The sequence below is a fragment of the Streptomyces sp. S.PNR 29 genome, from assembly GCF_030386795.1.
GTDB lineage: Bacteria > Actinomycetota > Actinomycetes > Streptomycetales > Streptomycetaceae > Streptomyces.
Genome location: NZ_JANUQM010000021.1, coordinates 123,624 through 142,121, shown reverse-complemented (window position 1 = coordinate 142,121; position 18,498 = coordinate 123,624). Strand labels below are relative to the sequence as shown.

The window sequence follows — 18,498 nt, the reverse complement described above, 5'->3', positions numbered from 1 at the left end:
TGCTGTCCGATATGCCGCGTGGAGCCGGGCGCGCGGAACCGGCGGGGACTACCCTTCACCAGTGATGGACGATCCCGTGACGCCCCGTGCCACCGCCCCCGGGCCCCGCCGCCGTGATCGCCACGGCCGGGGCATGCGCGGCCCGATCGCACCGCCCCAGGTACCGCTCGCCGCGAGCCGCGCCGACGCGTTCGCGGACCTGGTGCAGGACTCCGTGGAGCGGCTGGAGCGACGGTGGCCGCAGCTGGCCGACATCGACTTCCTCGTGCTTGAGGTGCCGCGGTTGGACGGGCCCGGGCGGGTCTGGAACGACGAGGCGGTTCCGCTGGGCGGCACGGTTCCGGCGCGTGAGGGCCGTCCCGCGCGGGTGGTCGTCTACCGGCGGCCGGTCGAGATCCGTACCAAGGGGCGCGATGAGCGGGCTGCGCTCGTGCACGAGGTCGTCGTCGAGCAGGTCGCCGAGTTGCTGGGGCTGACACCGGAGACGGTGGATCCGCGGTACGGGGAGGACTGAGCCGACGGGCTACCGGTGAACGCCGGGTGCTGCGGCTCGGGGCGCGTGTGCGCTGCGGGGTTCGCGAGGCGCCCGGCGTTGCGGTGCGCGGCACGCAAGCCCGCGGCCGGACGCACCCGGCCCCGGGCGCCGGCCTACTTCTGCAGCACCGACAAGTCCTCCTCCGCCTCCGGCACAGCCACCGTCCCCCGGTCGTCCGGCAGCGTCTGCACGGTGAAGCCCGGTATGCCGTCCTCCGTCGCCGCCAGCGTGCGGGCCGCGTACACCGGCCCGCCCGACAGGGGCTCCACCGTCAGCGCGTACGTGCCCTTCAGGCCGCTGGGGACCGGTGCGTCGACGTCCTGGGTCGTACCGCTCCTGATCGTGTACGTCTTCGACACCGCCGAACCGCCCTCGCTGCCCGCCGAGGCCGTGACCTTGACCTTCGCGGTGCGGCCGACGGCGGCCAGGGACAGGGTCGAGCCCTTGCCGCTGTTGTCGGCCGACGTCGCCCGCGCCCGGACCGGGCTGGTGGCCGGGATGAACGCCGTCTCCTGCTTGGCACCCTTGCCCCGCACCACCCGCAGCGCGGCGACGACCGGCACGGCCTGGTCCGTAGGCGTCAGCACCAGGGACCCCGCCTCACCGCGCGTGAGGTCGCCGAGGTCGACGGCGGTCGTCATGCCCGCCTTCACATGCACCGTCTCGTGCCCGGCGGGCGTGATCAGACCCGACGGCGAAGCGAGCCGCACCTTCAGATCCGCGTCGGCGTCACCCGGCGTGAACAGCACGAGCCGCACGGCCGTGGCGTCCTTGGGGATGCCCGGCAGCACCAGACTGCTCGCCGGGTCCGTGGAGGCGGCCAGCCAGTCGCCGCCGAGCTTGTCGTCCAGGGCCTGCACCGAGGCCCCGACCCGTCCGCTGCGGACGCTGACGTGCACGGTGAGGTTGTCCTGCTGCTCGTCGGTCAGCGTGGACAGCAGGACCGGCTCACTGGCGTGCGGCTGCACCGTGATGCCCTCCCCCACCGTGGACTTCACAGCGCCGTCCTTGCCGTACAGCTCGATGTCCACCACGGCGGCGGAGTCATCGGGGTTCGTCAGATGCACATAGTCCGTGCGGTCGGCCGCCGTACTCGCTCCCGGGAACCAGAACTCCGTGTCCGGCGCGGTGCAGTTGACGCCCTGCAGTCCCCGACCGGTCCCAGCGGCGACCTCCGTGGTCTCCTGGACGGTCCAGCCGGGCGCGAACCGCCCCTCCGCCGTACCGATCAGCGCGGGCGCGTCGCCCCCGGAGCTGTCCCCGGTGACCGGGGTGCCGGGCTCCTTGGGCTCCAGGGCGGGCTTGTCGTTCTGCTTCTCGCCTTTCCCGTCGCCCTTCCCGTCGCCCTTCCCGTCACCCGACGCGTCCCCCGCCCCGTCCGCCGACTGCTCCACCGCGGACTGGAGTTCGGCCTTGCCACCGCTCCCCGTTCCCTTCACGACAGGCGTGAACGATGTGTACGAGGTCTCGGCGAGGTCGGAGGTGCTCGGCGACGGGCACAGCAGGCTCGTGCGCTCCACGGGCAGCTGGGCGGCGGCCTTGGCCCCGGACACACCGGGGGCGTCCGGCGTGCTGAGCGCCGCGAACCCGGTGACGGCGGCGAGCGCGGTCGCGCCCGCGATGAGGGACAGGGTGGTGCGGTTCACTGCTGACTCCCGTCGGGACGCTCACTGCCGTGCGGGGGCGGCTGCTCCGGGTCGTACGTGCCGTCGTACCCCTGCTGCCCCTGCTGGTACGTCTGGTCGTACGTCCCCGGCTGGGACTGGCCGCCGTAGGCATACGGGTCGTACCGGCCGCCCTGATAAGGGTCCGCCTGGTACGGATCCGCCTGATAGGGCTGCCCGTACGCGCCCGCCGGATACTGCTGGCCGGCGCCCTGGTACGGCTCGCCGCCGTAGCCGCCGTACTCCGCACCCGCGTAACCCGCCGCCTCCCAGTCTCCGTAGCCCTGCTGCGGCACCGCCACCGGCGTCTCCTCCTGCACAGGGGCCGGGGACTCCTCGGCCCGCGCCGCCTCTTCGGCCTCCGCCTGCGCCCGCAGACGGCGGGCCCTGCGGCCCTCCCCGGCGACGGCCTGCGCCGGAACCGCCGGCTCCTCGGGCAGGTCGTCGTCGATGTCGCGGCGCCGGCCGGGCAGGGCGAGCACGACGAGGACGACGGCGAGGAAGCCCTGCGCCCACAGCCAGACGGTGTGACCGACCGGGTCGTCGTAGGTGACGTCCAGTTTCCCGCCGCTGGCGGGCAGTTCGAAGCCCTGGGCCCAGCCGTCGACCGTGGTGGGGGTGAGCGGCTTGCCGTCCAGGGTGGCCGTCCAGCCCTCGGCGGCGGAGTCGGCAAGGCGCAGCACGCGCCCATCGGAGCCGGCGGGGATCGTGGTGTGGATCTCGACGGGCCCGGCGGCGACGGCCTGCGGCTCACCAGCCCCGGAGCCGGTCCTCGAAGCCGAACCGGAAGCGGAATCCGAACCCGCCACAATGGTCGCCCGGGCGACCTCCTGGTCCACCCGCCACAACGCGCTGCCGTCCTGCTGGCTGAGCCGGCTCAGTCCGGGCGTGGCGTCCAGAACCCGGGTCACCTGGCGGGGCGCGCCCTTGTGGACGAGGACATAGCGCACGGCGAAGCCGCCGAGCTGGTCGGCCTGGTCGGCGCCGGAGCCGGCGACGAGGTTGGCGACCACCTTGTCGAGCTTGGCGTTCTCGCCGTCCACCGCGGCGAGTTCACCGTCCCCCATCCGCGCCCCGGAGCCGCGCACCAGCATGTAGCCGACATGGGCGGTGGAGTCGCTGTCGAGGACGAGCGTGCGGGCCTGGTCCTGGGTGCCGCTCTCCTCGGCGACGAAGGCGGGCACCTGGGTCGGGTCGCGGCGCTCCAGCGGCCCGTCGGCGCCACGGATCATCCAGCCCGCGGCGACGAGCAGCGGGCCCGCGGCCGAGGAGAAGGCGATCAGCGCGGCCACCGGCTGGCGCCAGCCGAAGCTCTGCTCGGCCACGCGCGCGCGTGCCCCGTCGGCGCCGAGGGCGGCGGCGCACAGCAGGGCGATGCCGTAGACGAGGGTCGCGGGCCCGGCCCAGGTCGAGTTGTTGGACAGGACGGCGAAGACGAGGCCCACCAGGGTCACCGCCCAGGCCGTCCAGATCTCCGTCTGCCGATCGGAGCGCAGCAGGGCGGCGAGCGCGGCCAGCACGATGCCGATGAGCATCAGCCCGCTGACCGTCCCGGGGCCGCCGGGGCTCGCGCCGAGCAGGTCGAGGGCGGAGGCGGCCGAGGAGCCGTACGCCAGCCCGGCCTCGTCGAAGAAGCCGAACGGGAGCAGCGTGAGCGACCAGGGCGCCAGGATCAGCAGCGGCGTGCCCAGCTGGGCCAGGAAGCGCAGGCCGTAGGCGGTGATGTCGGCGCGGCGCAGGGCCAGCACCCCGATCCCCAGGACCAGTGCGACGGGCCACACGATCGGCGTGAACGCGGTGGTGATCGTCAGCAGCAGCGCATAGGCCCAGGTGGCACGCCAACTGCCGCGCGCGCCCGAGGCGGTCGCGAGTCCGCTTGCCGCGATGCCCGCGCGGGCGAGGAGCGGCAGCAGCACGGCCAGCACGGCGGTGCCGATACGGCCGCCGGCGAGCGCGCCGGTGGCGGCGGGCAGGAAGGCGTAGACGACGGCCGCCCACGCGCGCAGGAGGCGGGAGGTGACCAGCGGGCGGGAGGCGAAGTACGCGGTGAAGCCGGCCAGCGGCACCGAGCAGACCAGCAGGACCGTGACGGCGAGCCCGGTCGAGCCGAGCAGCAGGGAGGCCAGCATGGCCACGATCGCGAGGTACGGCGGGGCGGAGGCGGTGCCCCCGGCCCCCACGGCGTGCCAGGAGTCCAGATAGCGCGACCACAGGTCACCGGCGTCGGCCGGGGCGGGCAGCAGGGCGCCGCCCGCGAGCGCGCCGCCGCCGAGGAGCCCGCGGCAGGCGACCAGGGAGACGAGCAGGAGCACCAGGAAGAGCACCGGGCCGGGCTTGCGGGCGATGCGCTTGAGGCGGGCGAACTGCTCGATCTCCAGGAAGTCCGCGTCGTCGCCGCCGGGCCCGGACTCGACCGCGCCGCCGTGCCGTCCCGCACCGGAGGCCACTTCGGGGTCGGAGCGGCCGACGAGGTTGCTCGCGACCTGTTCGACGGTGACGCGGATGGTCGCGCCGGGCGGCGGGAACAGCGCCCGCAGTTCGCCCTTGTCGATCTGCGGGCGGCCCCGGCTGCGCCGCCCCGCGATGATCCGCTCGGGCCGCAGCAGCACGCTCAGCAGGCCCCGGATCTCGTCGACGGCCTGTCCGGGGACCTTGCCGACGAGGTAGGCGAGGGTCCTCAGCAGCGTGCCGAGCACGATCCGCAGCAGCACCCAGGGCAGCACGGCCGTACGCGTGTTGACGAGCAGGGTGTAGACGGCGCCGGCCTTGTCGACCTTGTGCGGGGAGGCGGTGGTGCGGCCCGCGCAGTCGACGGTGCGGCGCTCACGGGAGGCCGCCTCGGCGTGGCGTACGACCGCTTCGGGGGCGGCGAGGACGCGGTACCCGGCGGCGTGCGCGCGCCAGCACAGGTCGACGTCGTCCCGCATCAGGGGCAGTCGCCGGTCGAAGCCGCCGAGCTGTTCGAAGACGTCGCGCCGGACCAGCATGCCGGCGGTGGACACCGAGAGCACCGGCCGGACGTGGTCGTGCTGGCCCTGGTCCTGTTCGCGGCGGTCCAGGCCGGTCCAGCGGCGGCCGGAGTTGGCGATGGTGACGCCGACCTCCAGCAGCTGCCGGCGGTCGTACCAGCCGCGGAGCTTGGGGCCGACGGCGGCCACGTCGTCACGCCCCAGCTCGTACTCATTCTCGACGACACGCAGCAGCTGGGCGAGGGCGTCGGGTTCGGGGGCGCTGTCGTCGTGCAGCAGCCACAACCACTGCACCGGCTCCCCGTGCGGGAGCTCGGGCATGTCGTAGGCGTCGTCGCGCCACGTGCGCGTGACGGGGTCCCAGCCGCTCGGGCGCTTCAGGTACGGCAGCTCGTCCGGGGTGAGGACCGGGGCGGTGCGGTTGGCCTCCTCGACGGCCTGGCCGAAGCCGGTGCGCCGGGCCAGGTGCAGCACGCGGTCGTCGCCGAGGGCTTCGGTGACCAGCCGGGCGGAGTCGTCCGCGCTGCCGGTGTCGGCCGCCATGACGTACTGAACGGGGCGCTCCTGGCCGAGCAGCCCGGCGAGCGCGTCGGGCAGCCAGCGGGCGCCGTCGTGGGAGACGAGGACCGCGGTCACCACATGACGCGGGAACTCAGGTGTGGCAGCTGTGTCGTGATGGGCTGCCGTGTGGCTGTGCACGGACATCGAGGTACGGGCCCCGGTTCGGTGGACTGTGGTGGACGCCTGTGCCCGCGGGGGGCAGCGGGGCGTCTCGGACGAGCGACCACACTATCGGCTGCCCAACACGGCGGCCCGCCGCCTGTGGACAACCACCGGCGACGGGCCGTACGCGCGTCAGTCCGTGCCTCGTCAGCCCGTGCCGACGTCGGTCCGTGCCGACGTCCGTCGTGCCGTTCGGTTTCGGACGTTCAGACGGCGGCCTTCTTCAGCCGGCGGCGTTCCCGCTCGGACAGGCCGCCCCAGATGCCGAAGCGCTCGTCGTTGGCGAGGGCGTACTCAAGGCACTCGGAGCGGACTTCACAGGCAAGGCAGACCTTCTTGGCCTCACGGGTGGAACCGCCCTTCTCGGGAAAGAAGGACTCGGGGTCGGTCTGGGCGCACAGCGCGCGCTCCTGCCAGCCGAGTTCCTCGTCCGCGTCGTCGACCAGCAGTTGCTGCACCAGCTCGGTCATGTGCGCCCCTCGTCAGTCTTTCGCGTCCCCGTGATGTTGCCGTTACCGATCGCGGCTGAACGACACGAGTGAAATTACAAGTGTGCTGCTCCGGGCGAGTCAAGCCGAGATCTGCTATTGAGCCCCTTATTCACTCTGCGGAACCAAGCCCGTGCGGAAAGTGTTCAAATCACCCTAAACCTTGACACACGGACGAGGCCCGGGAGGGCCGTCGGCCCCGCACAGAGCCTGTACGGAAAAGGACGCCCGGCAGTTCGATCTCGTTGCGGCACGCGCTCCGAAGCGAACCGGATCACAGTCGGATCACAGGAACGCAACGACGCTCGTGCGCCCGGTGGCACGCCATGTGTCCCGGAAACCGGCTGCACAAACCTTTCACCTAAAAGACCAACCGGATGAGGTGAACCATGTCCCACATACCGGGCGTCGAGTTGACAGTGAAGGTGTGAACCGGTGTCCTTGTGGGCATGCTCGCGAACTTGGCACTCACCACGACCCGCACCGCCGGGTCCCGCGGTGCTGCCCGCGCTCGCTGTAGCTGTTGCTGTCCCAGCTGTTGAGCCCAACGCGCTCCGGCTGCTCCTGAGTCCACGCGACTCGGCTGCTTGTTCCCCGCGCCCGCACCAGGGCACCCCCGTCTCCCGCGACCCGGGCGGACGGCCAGCGACACCCAGCCATCCCCCACACTCTTCCGCCGAGGAACCACCGCACCCCATGAACAGCGACAGCGACCTGCAGATCGCCGGCGACATCCTTGAAGTCCCGCACCTCCTCCAAGCCCCGCGCGAGCACCCGGCCACCGTCGCCGAGTTCGCCGGTCTGGCCCGCTCCATCGCCGCCGACCGCTCCCAGTGGGAGCACCTCGTCCAGTACGACGCCACGACGCGCTGGTACCACCGGCTGCGCACCGGCCCGGGCTACGAGGTCTGGCTGCTGTCCTGGGTGCCCGGACAGGGCAGCGGGCTGCACGACCACGGCCGCTCCTCCGGCGTGCTGACCGTCCTCGACGGCACCCTGACCGAGCGCACCGAGCGGGGCACACGCGCCCTGGGCGCCGGCGCGCAGCGGGTGTTCGCGCCGGGGTACGTGCACGAGGTGGTCAACGACGCGCTGGAACCGGCGGTCAGCCTGCACATCTACTACCCGGGGCTGACCGAGATGCCGATGCACTCGGCGCACTCGGCCCGGTGCACGCCCGCACCCGCCGACGTGACTGCCTGACGCGCTGTCGTACCCGCCTGCAAGACTGCTCTCATGCGCATTGTGGTTCTGGCAGGCGGCATCGGTGGTGCCCGGTTCCTGCGCGGTCTGAAGCGGGCCGTGCCGGACGCGGACATCACGGTCATCGGCAACACCGGGGACGACATCCACCTCTTCGGGCTGAAGGTCTGCCCGGACCTCGACACGGTGATGTACACGCTCGGCGGCGGCATCAACGAGGAGCAGGGCTGGGGCCGGGCCGACGAGACCTTCCACCTCAAGGAGGAGCTCGCGGCCTACGGCCTGGGGCCCGAGTGGTTCGGGCTGGGCGACCGGGACTTCGCCACGCACATCGTGCGGACGCAGATGATCGGCGCCGGATACCCCCTCAGCGCGGTCACGGAGGCGCTGTGCGACCGCTGGAAGCCCGGCGTACGTCTCATCCCGATGACCGACGACCGCGTGGAGACCCATGTGGCCGTCGAGGTGGACGGCGAGCGCAAGGCCGTCCACTTCCAGGAGTACTGGGTACGGCTGCGGGCCTCGGTCCCCGCCCAGGCGGTCGTCCCCGTGGGCGCCGAGCAGGCGAAGCCGGCGCCCGGCGTCCTGGAGTCGATCGCGGAGGCGGACGTCGTCCTCTTCCCGCCCTCCAACCCGGTCGTCTCCGTCGGCACGATCCTCGCCGTGCCGGGCATCCGCGAGGCGATCGCCGACGCCGGCGTGCCGGTGGTCGGTCTGTCCCCCATCGTCGGGGACGCACCCGTGCGGGGCATGGCCGACAAGGTGCTGGCGGCGGTCGGCGTGGAGTCCACGGCGGCGGCGGTGGCCGAGCACTACGGCTCGGGACTGCTGGACGGCTGGCTCGTCGACACGGTGGACGCGGCCTCGGTCGAACGGATCGAGGCGGCGGGGATCCGCTGCAGGGCCGTCCCGCTGATGATGACCGACGTCGACGCGGCCGCGCAGATGGCCAGGGAGGCGCTGACGCTGGCGGAGGAGGTCCGGGCGTCATGAGAGGGGCACCCAGTGACGGCTACCGGGTGTGGGCCGTGTCCGGCATCCCGGAGGTGCAGCCGAGTGACGACCTGGCCAAACTGATCGCGTCCGCCGAACCCGGGCTGGCCGACGGGGACGTCCTGCTCGTCACGTCGAAGATCGTCTCCAAGGCGGAAGGAAGGGTCGTCGAGGCGACCGACCGCGAGGCCGCGATCGACGCGGAAACCGTACGGGTCGTGGCCCGCCGCGGTCCCCTCCGCATCGTCGAGAACCGGCAGGGCCTGATCATGGCGGCCGCCGGCGTCGACGCCTCCAACACGCCGTCGGGAACGGTCCTGCTGCTCCCCGAGAACCCCGACGCATCCGCACGCACGATCCGCGACGGCCTGCGCGACGCTCTCGGCGTCAACGTCGGAGTGATCGTCACTGACACCTTCGGGCGGCCCTGGCGCGCGGGGCTCACGGATGTCGCGATCGGCGCCGCCGGGGTGCGCGTGCTGGACGATCTGCGCGGGGGCACGGACGCGTACGGCAATCAGCTCAGCGCCACCGTCGTCGCCACGGCGGACGAACTGGCCGCCGCGGGTGACCTGGTGAAGGGCAAGGCCGCCGGGCTGCCCGTCGCCGTGGTGCGCGGGCTGCCGCACCTGGTGGCGGAGGACCACGGAGAGGGGGCGCGGGCCATGGTGCGCGGCGCGCGCGACGACATGTTCCGGCTGGGCACCTCGGAGGCCATACGGCAGGCGGTCACCCAGCGCCGCACGATCCGCGCGTTCACGGACGAGCCGGTCGATCCGGGGGCCGTACGCCGGGCGGTGGCGGCAGCGGTCACAGCACCGGCACCGCACCACACCACCCCCTGGCGCTTCGTACTCCTGGAGTCGGAGGAGTCGCGGACGCGGCTGCTGGACGCGATGCGGGACGCCTGGATCGCGGACCTCCGCCGCGACGGCAAGAGCGAGGACTCCATCGCCAAGCGGACACGACGCGGGGACGTCCTGCGCAACGCGCCGTACCTGGTGGTCCCCTGCCTGGTCATGGACGGTTCGCACACCTACGGCGACCCGCGGCGTGACGGGGCCGAGCGGGAGATGTTCGTGGTCGCCGCCGGGGCGGGCGTGCAGAACCTGCTGGTCGCGCTGGCCGGGGAGCGGCTCGGTTCCGCATGGGTGTCGTCGACGATGTTCTGCCGGGACGTGGTGCGCGAGGTGCTGGGCCTACCGCAGGACTGGGACCCGATGGGGGCCGTGGCGGTCGGCCACCCCGCGGAGGATCCCCGGCCGCGGCCGGAGCGGGATGCGGGGGCGTTCATCGAGGTGCGCTGACACGGGCTTACGCTTCACAGGTCGGCCATAGGGCTCCGCTTCTCTTCCTGGGACTTCACTCGTGGCAGGACGTTTCGCCCCTCGGCCCACTCGTACGACGGTGCGTGGTGGGCATGTCGCCGTGCCCCCGGGTGTGCCGCGGCAGGCGGCGGCACCGGCGCGGGTACGGAGGTGGGTGCCGGAAGGTCCGCTCGACCTCGGTCTGGTGCTCGGACCGCTCAGGCGCGGCCCCGCCGACCCGACGTTCCGGGCGACGCCGGACGGGTCCGTGTGGCGGGCCACCCGAACGCCGGCCGGGCCGGGAACGCTGCGGGTGTCCGCGTGCGGCGGTGAGGTGCGCGGGGAGGCGTGGGGGCCGGGGGCGGACTGGCTGCTGGAGCGGTTGCCGGAGTTGCTGGGCGCCGCGGACGACCCGTCGGCGTTCGCGCCGCGGCACCGGTTGCTGGCGCTGACCCGGCACCGGCGGCCGGGCCTGCGGCTGACGCGCACCGGTCTGGTCCTGGAGTCGCTGATTCCGTCGATCTTGGAGCAGAAGGTCACGACGGATGAGGCGTACCGGGCGTGGCGGCTGCTCGTACGGAAGTACGGGGACCCGGCGCCGGGGCCGGCGCCCGGGCGGATGTACGTCATGCCGGCCCCGCGGACGTGGGCGCTGATCCCTTCCTGGGAGTGGCACCGGGCCGGGGTCGACAACAAGCGGGCGTCGACGATTCTGCGGGCCGTACGGGTCGCTGCGCGGCTGGAGGAGGCCGTGGGGATGGAGCCGGCGGCCGCGCAGGCGCGGTTGCAGGTCGTGCCGGGGATCGGGCCGTGGACCTCGGCGGAGGTGGTGCAGCGCAGTCATGGGGCGCCGGATGCGGTGACCGTCGGGGACCTGCATCTGCCGGGGATCGTGGGGTGGGCGTTGGCCGGGGACCGGTCCGCGGACGACTCGGTCATGCTGCGGTTGCTGGAGCCGTATGCCGGGCAGCGGCATCGGGCGGCTCGGTTGATCCTGCTGAGCGGGCGGGTGCCGCCGCGGCGCGCTCCGCGGATGGCGCGGGGGGATATCGGGCGGTTGTGAGGCGGCGGGGCTGCGGTTCGGGGTGGGTGCGTGGTCCTGTGTGCCCGGCGTTGGACCGGCACCCCGGGTGCCACGCGCGGCATCGAGCGCGCACCCCCGCCCACCCGCACCCGCCCACGGCGAGAAGGGGCCGTGTCGGGGGGTGTCCGCCCGCAGCGGCCGGCGTCCATCACCCTCCACCTCCGTAGGAGACAGCCCCGCCGGACCGAGGACGGACACCCCCCGGCGCGGCCCCGACCCACCCAACGCACCGTAGGCGCAACGCGCACCCCCACCCACCCCGCGCGCTACTGGTCCGAAGAGAACCGCACCGCCCCCGCCGGGATCCGGGCGTCGCACCACACCCGGGCGCCCTCCCGCAGTTCGTTGTCGGCGCCGATGACCGCGCCGTCACCGATGACCGTGCCGGTGAGGACGGAGCGTTCGCCGATGCGGGCGCGGGTGCCGATGAGGGAGTCGGTGATGACGGCGCCGGGCTCGATGACGGCGCCCGGCAGGATCGTGCTGCCGAAGACCCGCGCGCCCTCCGCCACGAACGCCCCTTCCCCGACGACCGTCCCGCCCGTCAGCTTCGCGTCAGGGGCGACCGTCGCCGTCGGGAGGACCAGCCGGTCGCCGCAGCGTCCCGGCACCGCCGGGGACGGGGCGCGGCCCAGGACCAGATCCGCCGAGCCCCGGACGAACGCCGCCGGCGTACCGAGGTCCAGCCAGTACGTCGAGTCGACCATGCCCTGGAGGTGGGCTCCGGCCGCGAGGAGGTCCGGGAACGTCTCCCGCTCCACCGACACCGGGCGGCCCGCCGGGATCGTGTCGATGACCGAGCGGCGGAACACGTACGCCCCCGCGTTGATCTGGTCGGTGACCATCTCCTCCGGGGTCTGCGGCTTCTCCAGGAACGCCAGGACCCGGCCCGACTCGTCCGTGGGGACCAGCCCGTACGCCCGAGGGTCCGTCACCTTCGTCAGGTGCAACGAGATGTCCGCGCCGGTCTCTTCGTGGGTGCGGACCAGCGCCCTGATGTCCAGCCCCGTCAGGATGTCCCCGTTGAAGACCAGCACCGGGTCGTCCGGCCCCGAGTGCAGCCGCGAGGCGACGTTGCGTATCGCGCCGCCCGTGCCCAGCGGCTCCTCCTCCGTCACGTACTCCAGATGAAGGCCGAGCGAGGAGCCGTCGCCGAAGTACGGCTCGAAGACCTCGGCGAGGTAGGAGGTGGCCAGGACGATGTGCTCGACGCCCGCCGCTCTCGCTCTCGCCAGCTGGTGCGTGAGGAACGGCACCCCCGCCGCCCGGACCATGGGCTTGGGCGTGTGCACCGTGAGCGGGCGCAACCGGGTGCCCTTGCCGCCGACCAGAAGGATCGCTTCTGTCACCTGTCGTCTCTGCTTCCTGCCGGGACCGGCCGAACTGCCTTTCGACCGGCCAGTGTATGCAGACCGTTCCAGACCGTTCCGTGGCGCCTTCGATGGTTCGACGGCCGTGTGGCGCCCTGCCCCCCTCGCCCCTGACGGCGGCAATGTGCCTCCCCGTCAACGCCCCTGGTATCGGGCGGCCGTCGAGCGCGCCGCGCCGAGTTTGCGGTAGAGCTGGCCACCGGGACAGCTCGTGGCAAATCCGTCCCGGTGGCCGGAGATCACATTCAGTCGCGCCTTCCTGCCTTTTCGGTAGAGATTGCCACCACCGGACTTCAGGTATGTCTTCCCGCGCGGATTCACTCCGTAGAGCCCGAGCTTCCACGCGCTCAGCCGGGCGACGGCCTTGACCGCGGCGGAGCTGGGTTTGCGGGCGTCGTAGCTGCCCAGAACGGCGATCCCCATGCTGTGGGAGTTGAACCCGCGGGTGTGGGCGCCCAGGACCGGCTTCGCCACGCCCCCGGCCCGGCCCTCGTAGATCTTTCCGCACTTGTCGACGACGAAGTTGTAGCCGATGTCCCGCCAGCCCATGCTCCTGACGTGGTAGCGGTAGATACCGCGGATGAGCGACGGGGCCTGGGAGCAGCCGTAGGTGCCGCCGGAGGCGGTGTGGTGCACGAACGCCGCCTTGACCTTCTTCGTGTAGGCGAACTTCTTCTCGCGCAGCGTCTCGTTCGCCCCCCAGCCACGGCGCGTGACGATGCGGGGGCGAGGGCCGATGTACGGCTTGGCCAGCTGCTGCTCCGTCAGTTCACCGGCACGCAGGACGAACAGTTCGCTCTCGGTCTCCGCGCGGTTCAGCTCGCGGATCTCGGTGGCGCCGAGCGGTGCCAGGTCGGCGTTGACGGCGGAGGCGGCGATGGCCTCGGTCGACTCGGAGCTGAGGGAGCCTCCTGTGCGGGGAACGTCCGTAGAGGTGCCCGGCGGCGCGGTGTCCCCGCCCGGGTCGACGAGTTCGAGGCGCATGCCGGTGGGGAGCGGGGGTGCGGCCGGCGGGGTCGGCCGGCTCGGGTGGGGCTGCTCCGTACGGCCGCCGCCGTCCGAAGCGGTGCCCGAGCCCGAACCCGCATCGGAACCCGAGCTGGAGTCCGGCTTCGGCTCCGCGTGCCGACCCGGATCCGCCGCCGCGCGGACACGGACCTCCACCCCGTCCGAGTCGCCGACCCACAGGGGAGCCGTGGCGCCGCGTACGCGGGCCGAGGTGTGTTCGGGGGTGCCCGGGTCGGCCGCGTGTTCGATGTTGTGCGGCTCGATGTCCTGCCAGCCGGACCATGTGTGGGTGTTGGCGGCGCGGACGCGGACCTGGACGCGGCCGCGCAGTTCGGCGTCCGGGTCGTTCCAGACGACCCCGACGAGGGAGAAGCGCGGTACGGAGCGGGGGCGCAGGCCCTGTTCGGCGGCGCCGTGGGCGCGGTCGCGGGCCAGGGGTTGCAGGGGCAGGGACCGGGTGTTGCCGGGGACGCGGGGCTCGGCCGCCGGCCCCGCGGCCGGGGCCACGGGCGCATGCGGCGCCGGTCTCGCCTTCGTGGCCGCTTCCGCGGTCGGGGCCGGTCTCGCGTGCGCCGCGAGAGCGGGCGGGAGGAGCGGGAGGGCGAGAGCGGCCGCGCACGTTACGCCGATTGAGGAAGCAAGGAATCCACGCATGCCCCTGATCGTGAACATAACCGTTCAAACCTGTCCATTCGGGAGTTGACGGGCCGTCGGGTCCGTACGCCCGATCCGGTGGCCCGGCCGGTGGGTGCGCGGGCACGTGTCCGCGTACGCTTGCGTGGGTGAACGCCAGCGACCGTACCCCTGCCGACCTGCTGAGTTCCGCGCTCGCCGCGGACCCCGGACGTCCCCTGGTGACCTTCTACGACGACGCCACCGGTGAACGGGTCGAACTGTCCGTGGCCACCTTCGCCAATTGGGTGGCCAAGACCGCGAACCTGCTGCAGGACGAGTTGTCCGCCGAGCCCGGGGACCGGGTGGCGCTGCTGTTGCCCGCGCACTGGCAGACGGCGGTGTGGCTGCTGGCGTGCGCGTCGGTGGGTGTGGTCGCGGACATGGCGGGGGATCCGGGGGCGGCGGACCTCGTGGTGAGCGGTCCGGACACGCTGGAGGCGGCGCGGGCGTGTTCCGGGGCGCGGGTGGCGTTGGCGCTGCGGCCGCTCGGGGGGCGGTTTCCGCAGCCGCCGGAGGGCTTCGCCGACTATGCCGTGGAGGTGCCGGGGCAGGGGGACCGGTTCGTGCCGTACGTACCGGTCGATCCCGAGGAGCCCGCGCTGATCGTGGCGGGGCGGGAGTTCACCGGGGCCGAGGTGGTCGAGCGGGCTCGGGCGGAGGCGTCGGGGCTGGGGCTCACGGGGCCGGGGTCCCGGATTCTGTCCGGGTTGCCGTACGACACGTGGGAGGGGGTCAACGCCGGGTTGTACGGGCCGTTGGCCACCGGGGGGTCGGTGGTGCTGTGCCGGCATCTGGAGCGGCTGGACGGGGCGGCGCTGGACAAGCGGATCGAGTCGGAGCGGGTTACGGCGACGGCGAGGTAAGGGGCGGGGCTGTGGGTTGAGCTGCGGGTGGGGTGCGTTTGCCGGGCACCCGGCCGGGGTTGCGCAGCCCGGCACGACGGGGTGCTTCCCCCAAGCTCTTCGAGCAGAGGACCCCCAGCCGCCCACCCGTGCCGCCCCAGCGACACGCACGCCCCCGCGGCTTCGCGGGACGACCGCCCCCATCCACCCCTCCCCCTCCGCCCGTCCCCCATTCGGCCCCCCTCCACCCACCCCCCACCCCTCACTCACGGCATCGTCGTAAGGGCAGCACGCACGAGGCACCCGTACGGCGCGAGGGGGTGGGCACACGTGAGCGACAGCGCAGAACCGGGCTCCGGAGGGACGCTGATGCGTCGGCGGCGCTGGCTGCGGCGTTCGGGGTTCGTGGTGGCGTTCGTGGCCGTCGGCGCCGCGGGGGCCGGGTGGGCGCTGTACACGAAGCTGAACGGGAACATCACGGCGGACGAGGCGGCCGCGGCGGAACTCGCCCGTTACGAGAAGGAACGGCCCACCACGCTGGCCCGCGGTGCGCAGAACATCCTGCTGATCGGGTCGGACACGCGGTCGGGGGACGGCAACGCCCGTTACGGGCGGGACGAGGGGACCGAGCGGTCGGACACCACCATCCTGCTGCACCTGTCCGCGGGCCGGCGCAGCGCCACCGCCGTGTCCATCCCCCGCGACCTGATGGTGGACGTGCCCGGCTGCCGCCGCCGGGACGGCTCCCGCTCCGAGCCGACGTTCGCGATGTTCAACCACGCCTTTCAGGTGGGCGGTTCGGCGTGCACCATCCGGACGGTCGAGAAGCTCACGAACATCCGCGTCGACCATCACATCGTCGTCGACTTCCACGGATTCAAGGAGATGGTCGACGCGGTCGACGGCGTCGAGGTCTGCCTGAAGAAGCCGATCGACGACAAGGCAGCGAAGCTGCGGCTCCCCGCGGGCCGGGTGACGCTCGACGGCGAGCAGGCCCTCGGCTACGTCCGCGCCCGCAAGTCCCTGGGAGACGGCAGCGACACCGACCGGATGGAACGGCAGCAGCGGTTCCTGGGGGCTCTGGTCAACAAGGTGCAGAGCAATGACGTGCTGCTGAATCCGGTAAAGCTGTATCCCGTGCTGGACGCGGCCACGTCTTCCCTCATGACCGACCCGGATCTGGCGAGTCTGCGCGGCTTGTACGACCTCGTGCGCGGGCTGCGCGAGATTCCCACGGAACGTGTGCAGTTCCTGACCGTTCCGCGGGAGTCGTACGTCTACAACGCCAATCGCGACCAACTCGTGGAACCGGAGGCGGAGAAGCTGTTCGAGCGGCTGCGCCGGGACGCGCCGGTGGTGGTCGCGAGAGAAGTTCCGCGGGATTCCGGGACGGAAAGCCCCAATACGGCGGCCGGCAGCTCCGAAGGCGCGCACGAAGAGCCGTACGGCGAGCCGTCCGATTACGGCGCGTACGGTTCTGACAACGGAAAGTCCGGTGAATTGCGGGCCGATGAGCCCGGCGTCACCGATTCCCCCGCGCCCACGTTCCGCGGGAACACGGCCGCCGAGGACACCTGTAGGTAAAGGACCCGCCAAGGCAGCGTACTTTTGCCCATGGAAATGGGCGAATTGCCCAGTTGTATGGACGTGGAATTTGTCACCGACGCTGCTGGACGATGAAGTGGGCGGTTAGTGTGAGCGATCCGGTGTGCCCGACCGTGAGGTCTGTCCTGGGTCGCGCACTGTGACCGAGACCCGAGCGCCTTGGAGGGGGAAGGCGCCGCGTGGCCCCGACGGAGGATCGGACAACCGTGGACGCGCAAGGCCGTGGGCGGGCGGACAACATCGACCCCGCAGACCAGTGGGTACTCAATCCGAACACCGGCGAATACGAACTGCGACTGAGCCCTTCCGCACCGCAGTCGGCCGTCCCCAGTCCGCGCAGACCGCCCGCCCCCGAGGGACGCGGCCCGGTGCACAACCGGACCGCGGCCCCGGGCCGGGACACGCCCGGCCGTGACATGCCCGGCCGTGAGGTCCCGCCGCCGCGCAGGCGGCGCGGCGCGCCTCCCGAGCCGCTGCCCGGGCGGCGCGGTCGCCGGCCGGCGAAGAAGGCGAAGACCAAGAAGGTCCTGCTGTGGACCGGCGGGGTGATGGCGTTCGTCCTGGTCGCCGGAGCGGGCGCCGCATACCTCTACATCGAGCACCTCAACGACAACATCACCTCCGTCGCCGACGACGGCGCGAGCACCGGTGGCTTCCAGAAGGACAAGGCGATCAACATACTGTTGATCGGCACGGACAAGCGCACCGGCAAGGGCAACGAGGGGTACGGCGACTCCGGCAGCGTCGGGCACGCCGACACCACGATCCTGCTGCACGTCTCGAAGGACCGTACGAACGCGACCGCGCTCAGCATCCCGCGCGACCTGATCGTGGACGTCCCCGACTGCCCGACGACGCAGGAGGACGGCAGCCAGAAGGTCATCCCGGGAACGCAGGACGTCCGCTTCAACACGAGCCTCGGCCAGGACGGCCGTACGCCCAGCTGCACCATGCGGACCGTGACGGAGCTGACCGGGGTCAAGCCCGACAACTTCATGGTGGCCGACTTCAACGCGGTCAAGACGCTGACCTCGGCGGTCGGCGGGGTCGACGTCTGTCTCGCCAAGGACATCAAGGACCCGGACTCGCACCTGGACCTGAAGAAGGGCACGCAGCACATCTCGGGCGAGACGGCGCTGGCGTTCGTCCGCACCCGGCACGCCGTCGGTTTCGGCGGCGACCTGAGCCGGATCTCGCTGCAGCAGCAGTTCCTGAGCGCGCTGATGCGCAAGCTGAAGTCGAACGACACGCTCTCCAGCCCGTCGAAGATGCTGAAGCTGGCCGAGGCGGGCACCAAGGCGCTGACCGTCGACTCCCAGCTGGACAGCATCGGCAAGCTGAAGGACCTCGGGATGGAGCTGGGCAAGCTCGACACCAAGAACCTGACGTTCACGACGGTTCCGGTGATCGACAACCCGGCGGAGAAGGTCAAGGCGACGGTCGTCCTCAACGAGTCGACGGCTCCCGAGGTCTTCGACATGATCAAGAACGACATCTCGTTCACCGAGGTCAAGCAGAAGAAGAAACAGGAGGCTGCCGCCGTCGCCGCCCGTCTGAAGGGCACCAAGGCCGCGGCCTCCGAGGTACGGGTGCGGATCCTCAACGGCGGTGCTCCGGCCGGCAGCGCACAGGAAACTCTCACGTGGCTGCAGAACGACGAGGGCGTGACCAAGTCCGAGAACGGCGGCAACGCGCCCAGGACGCTGAGCAGGACGACGCTGGAGTACGCCCCCGACCAGGCCGACCAGGCACGCCGGCTCGCCGACATCCTGGGTCTGTCCGGCTCCGCGATGAAGCCCGGCGAGAGCGTGACCAACTCGCAGGGTCTGCCCACGATGACGCTGACCCTGGGCGAGGACTTCAAGGGCGCCGGAGTGAAACTCAACGGCTCTTCCGGTAAGGCACCGGAGGGGGTTCAGAAGTCGACGGCCGACAAGGTCGAGTGCGCCAAGTGACCTGACGGGCCCGTCGTACGTCTTCCTGGGCGTAGGACGGGCCCGTCGATGGCGTGAGGGTGGGGAGAAGCAGGGGA

The 18,498-nt window shown here is 72.2% G+C and carries 13 protein-coding genes; 8 read left to right on the top strand and 5 right to left on the bottom strand.

Annotated elements, in window-relative coordinates; translation table 11 throughout:
• Window positions 1–64: 64 nt before the first annotated feature.
• Complete coding sequence (locus NW895_RS39170) at window positions 65–514, top strand: metallopeptidase family protein (RefSeq protein ID WP_289941895.1); 450 nt, start codon at window positions 65–67, stop codon at window positions 512–514.
• A 134-nt stretch (window positions 515–648) separates the two neighbouring features.
• Here the strand turns inward: NW895_RS39170 and NW895_RS39165 are convergent, their stop codons facing one another.
• The 3 genes from NW895_RS39165 to NW895_RS39155 form a co-directional block, all read right to left on the bottom strand.
• Window positions 649–2,181, bottom strand: coding sequence for a DUF5719 family protein (locus NW895_RS39165; protein WP_289941866.1), 1,533 nt, complete (start codon window positions 2,179–2,181; stop codon window positions 649–651).
• Window positions 2,178–5,873 carry a glycosyltransferase family 2 protein gene (locus NW895_RS39160; protein WP_289941865.1) on the bottom strand — a complete coding sequence of 1,232 codons (3,696 nt, stop codon included), beginning with the start codon at window positions 5,871–5,873 and terminating at the stop codon, window positions 2,178–2,180. The genes NW895_RS39165 and NW895_RS39160 overlap by 4 nt, the downstream gene beginning before the upstream one ends.
• Window positions 5,874–6,097: 224 nt before the next feature.
• Window positions 6,098–6,361 carry a WhiB family transcriptional regulator gene (locus NW895_RS39155; protein WP_003975777.1) on the bottom strand — a complete coding sequence of 88 codons (264 nt, stop codon included), beginning with the start codon at window positions 6,359–6,361 and terminating at the stop codon, window positions 6,098–6,100.
• Window positions 6,362–7,075: 714 nt separating this feature from the next.
• Here NW895_RS39155 and NW895_RS39150 point away from each other — a divergent pair.
• The 4 genes from NW895_RS39150 to NW895_RS39135 all read left to right on the top strand — a co-directional run bounded on the left by NW895_RS39150 (window position 7,076) and on the right by NW895_RS39135 (window position 10,945).
• Window positions 7,076–7,582, top strand: coding sequence for a cysteine dioxygenase family protein (locus NW895_RS39150; protein WP_289941864.1), 507 nt, complete (start codon window positions 7,076–7,078; stop codon window positions 7,580–7,582).
• Window positions 7,583–7,615: 33 nt separating this feature from the next.
• A complete protein-coding gene (gene cofD, locus NW895_RS39145) occupies window positions 7,616–8,575 on the top strand; it encodes a 2-phospho-L-lactate transferase (RefSeq protein WP_289941863.1) in 960 nt (319 codons plus the stop codon).
• The gene (locus NW895_RS39140; protein ID WP_289941862.1) at window positions 8,572–9,882 is read left to right on the top strand and encodes a coenzyme F420-0:L-glutamate ligase; all 1,311 of its coding nucleotides are present in this window, start codon (window positions 8,572–8,574) and stop codon (window positions 9,880–9,882) included. Before cofD ends, NW895_RS39140 begins: the two co-directional genes overlap by 4 nt.
• Before the next feature lie 61 nt (window positions 9,883–9,943).
• Complete coding sequence (locus NW895_RS39135; protein ID WP_289941861.1) at window positions 9,944–10,945, top strand: DNA-3-methyladenine glycosylase 2 family protein; 1,002 nt, start codon at window positions 9,944–9,946, stop codon at window positions 10,943–10,945.
• Between the two features lie 287 nt (window positions 10,946–11,232).
• Here the strand turns inward: NW895_RS39135 and NW895_RS39130 are convergent, their stop codons facing one another.
• Both NW895_RS39130 and NW895_RS39125 read right to left on the bottom strand, forming a co-directional pair.
• Window positions 11,233–12,315: an NDP-sugar synthase gene (locus tag NW895_RS39130; RefSeq protein ID WP_289941860.1), complete on the bottom strand. Its 1,083-nt coding sequence runs from the start codon at window positions 12,313–12,315 to the stop codon at window positions 11,233–11,235.
• A 156-nt stretch (window positions 12,316–12,471) separates the two neighbouring features.
• Complete coding sequence (locus tag NW895_RS39125) at window positions 12,472–13,998, bottom strand: peptidoglycan recognition protein (protein WP_289941859.1); 1,527 nt, start codon at window positions 13,996–13,998, stop codon at window positions 12,472–12,474.
• A 128-nt stretch (window positions 13,999–14,126) separates the two neighbouring features.
• Here NW895_RS39125 and NW895_RS39120 point away from each other — a divergent pair, with 128 nt between their 5' ends.
• From NW895_RS39120 to NW895_RS39110, 3 genes are all read left to right on the top strand, one after another.
• Window positions 14,127–14,882, top strand: a complete 756-nt coding sequence (locus tag NW895_RS39120; protein ID WP_289941858.1) for a TIGR03089 family protein — start codon at window positions 14,127–14,129, stop codon at window positions 14,880–14,882.
• 348 nt (window positions 14,883–15,230) lie between these two features.
• A complete protein-coding gene (locus NW895_RS39115) occupies window positions 15,231–16,445 on the top strand; it encodes an LCP family protein (RefSeq protein WP_289941894.1) in 1,215 nt (404 codons plus the stop codon).
• Window positions 16,446–16,672: 227 nt separating this feature from the next.
• Window positions 16,673–18,421 (top strand): LCP family protein, encoded by a 1,749-nt coding sequence (locus NW895_RS39110; RefSeq protein ID WP_289941857.1) that lies wholly within the window; start codon window positions 16,673–16,675, stop codon window positions 18,419–18,421.
• The last annotated feature ends 77 nt before the right edge of the window (window positions 18,422–18,498 follow it).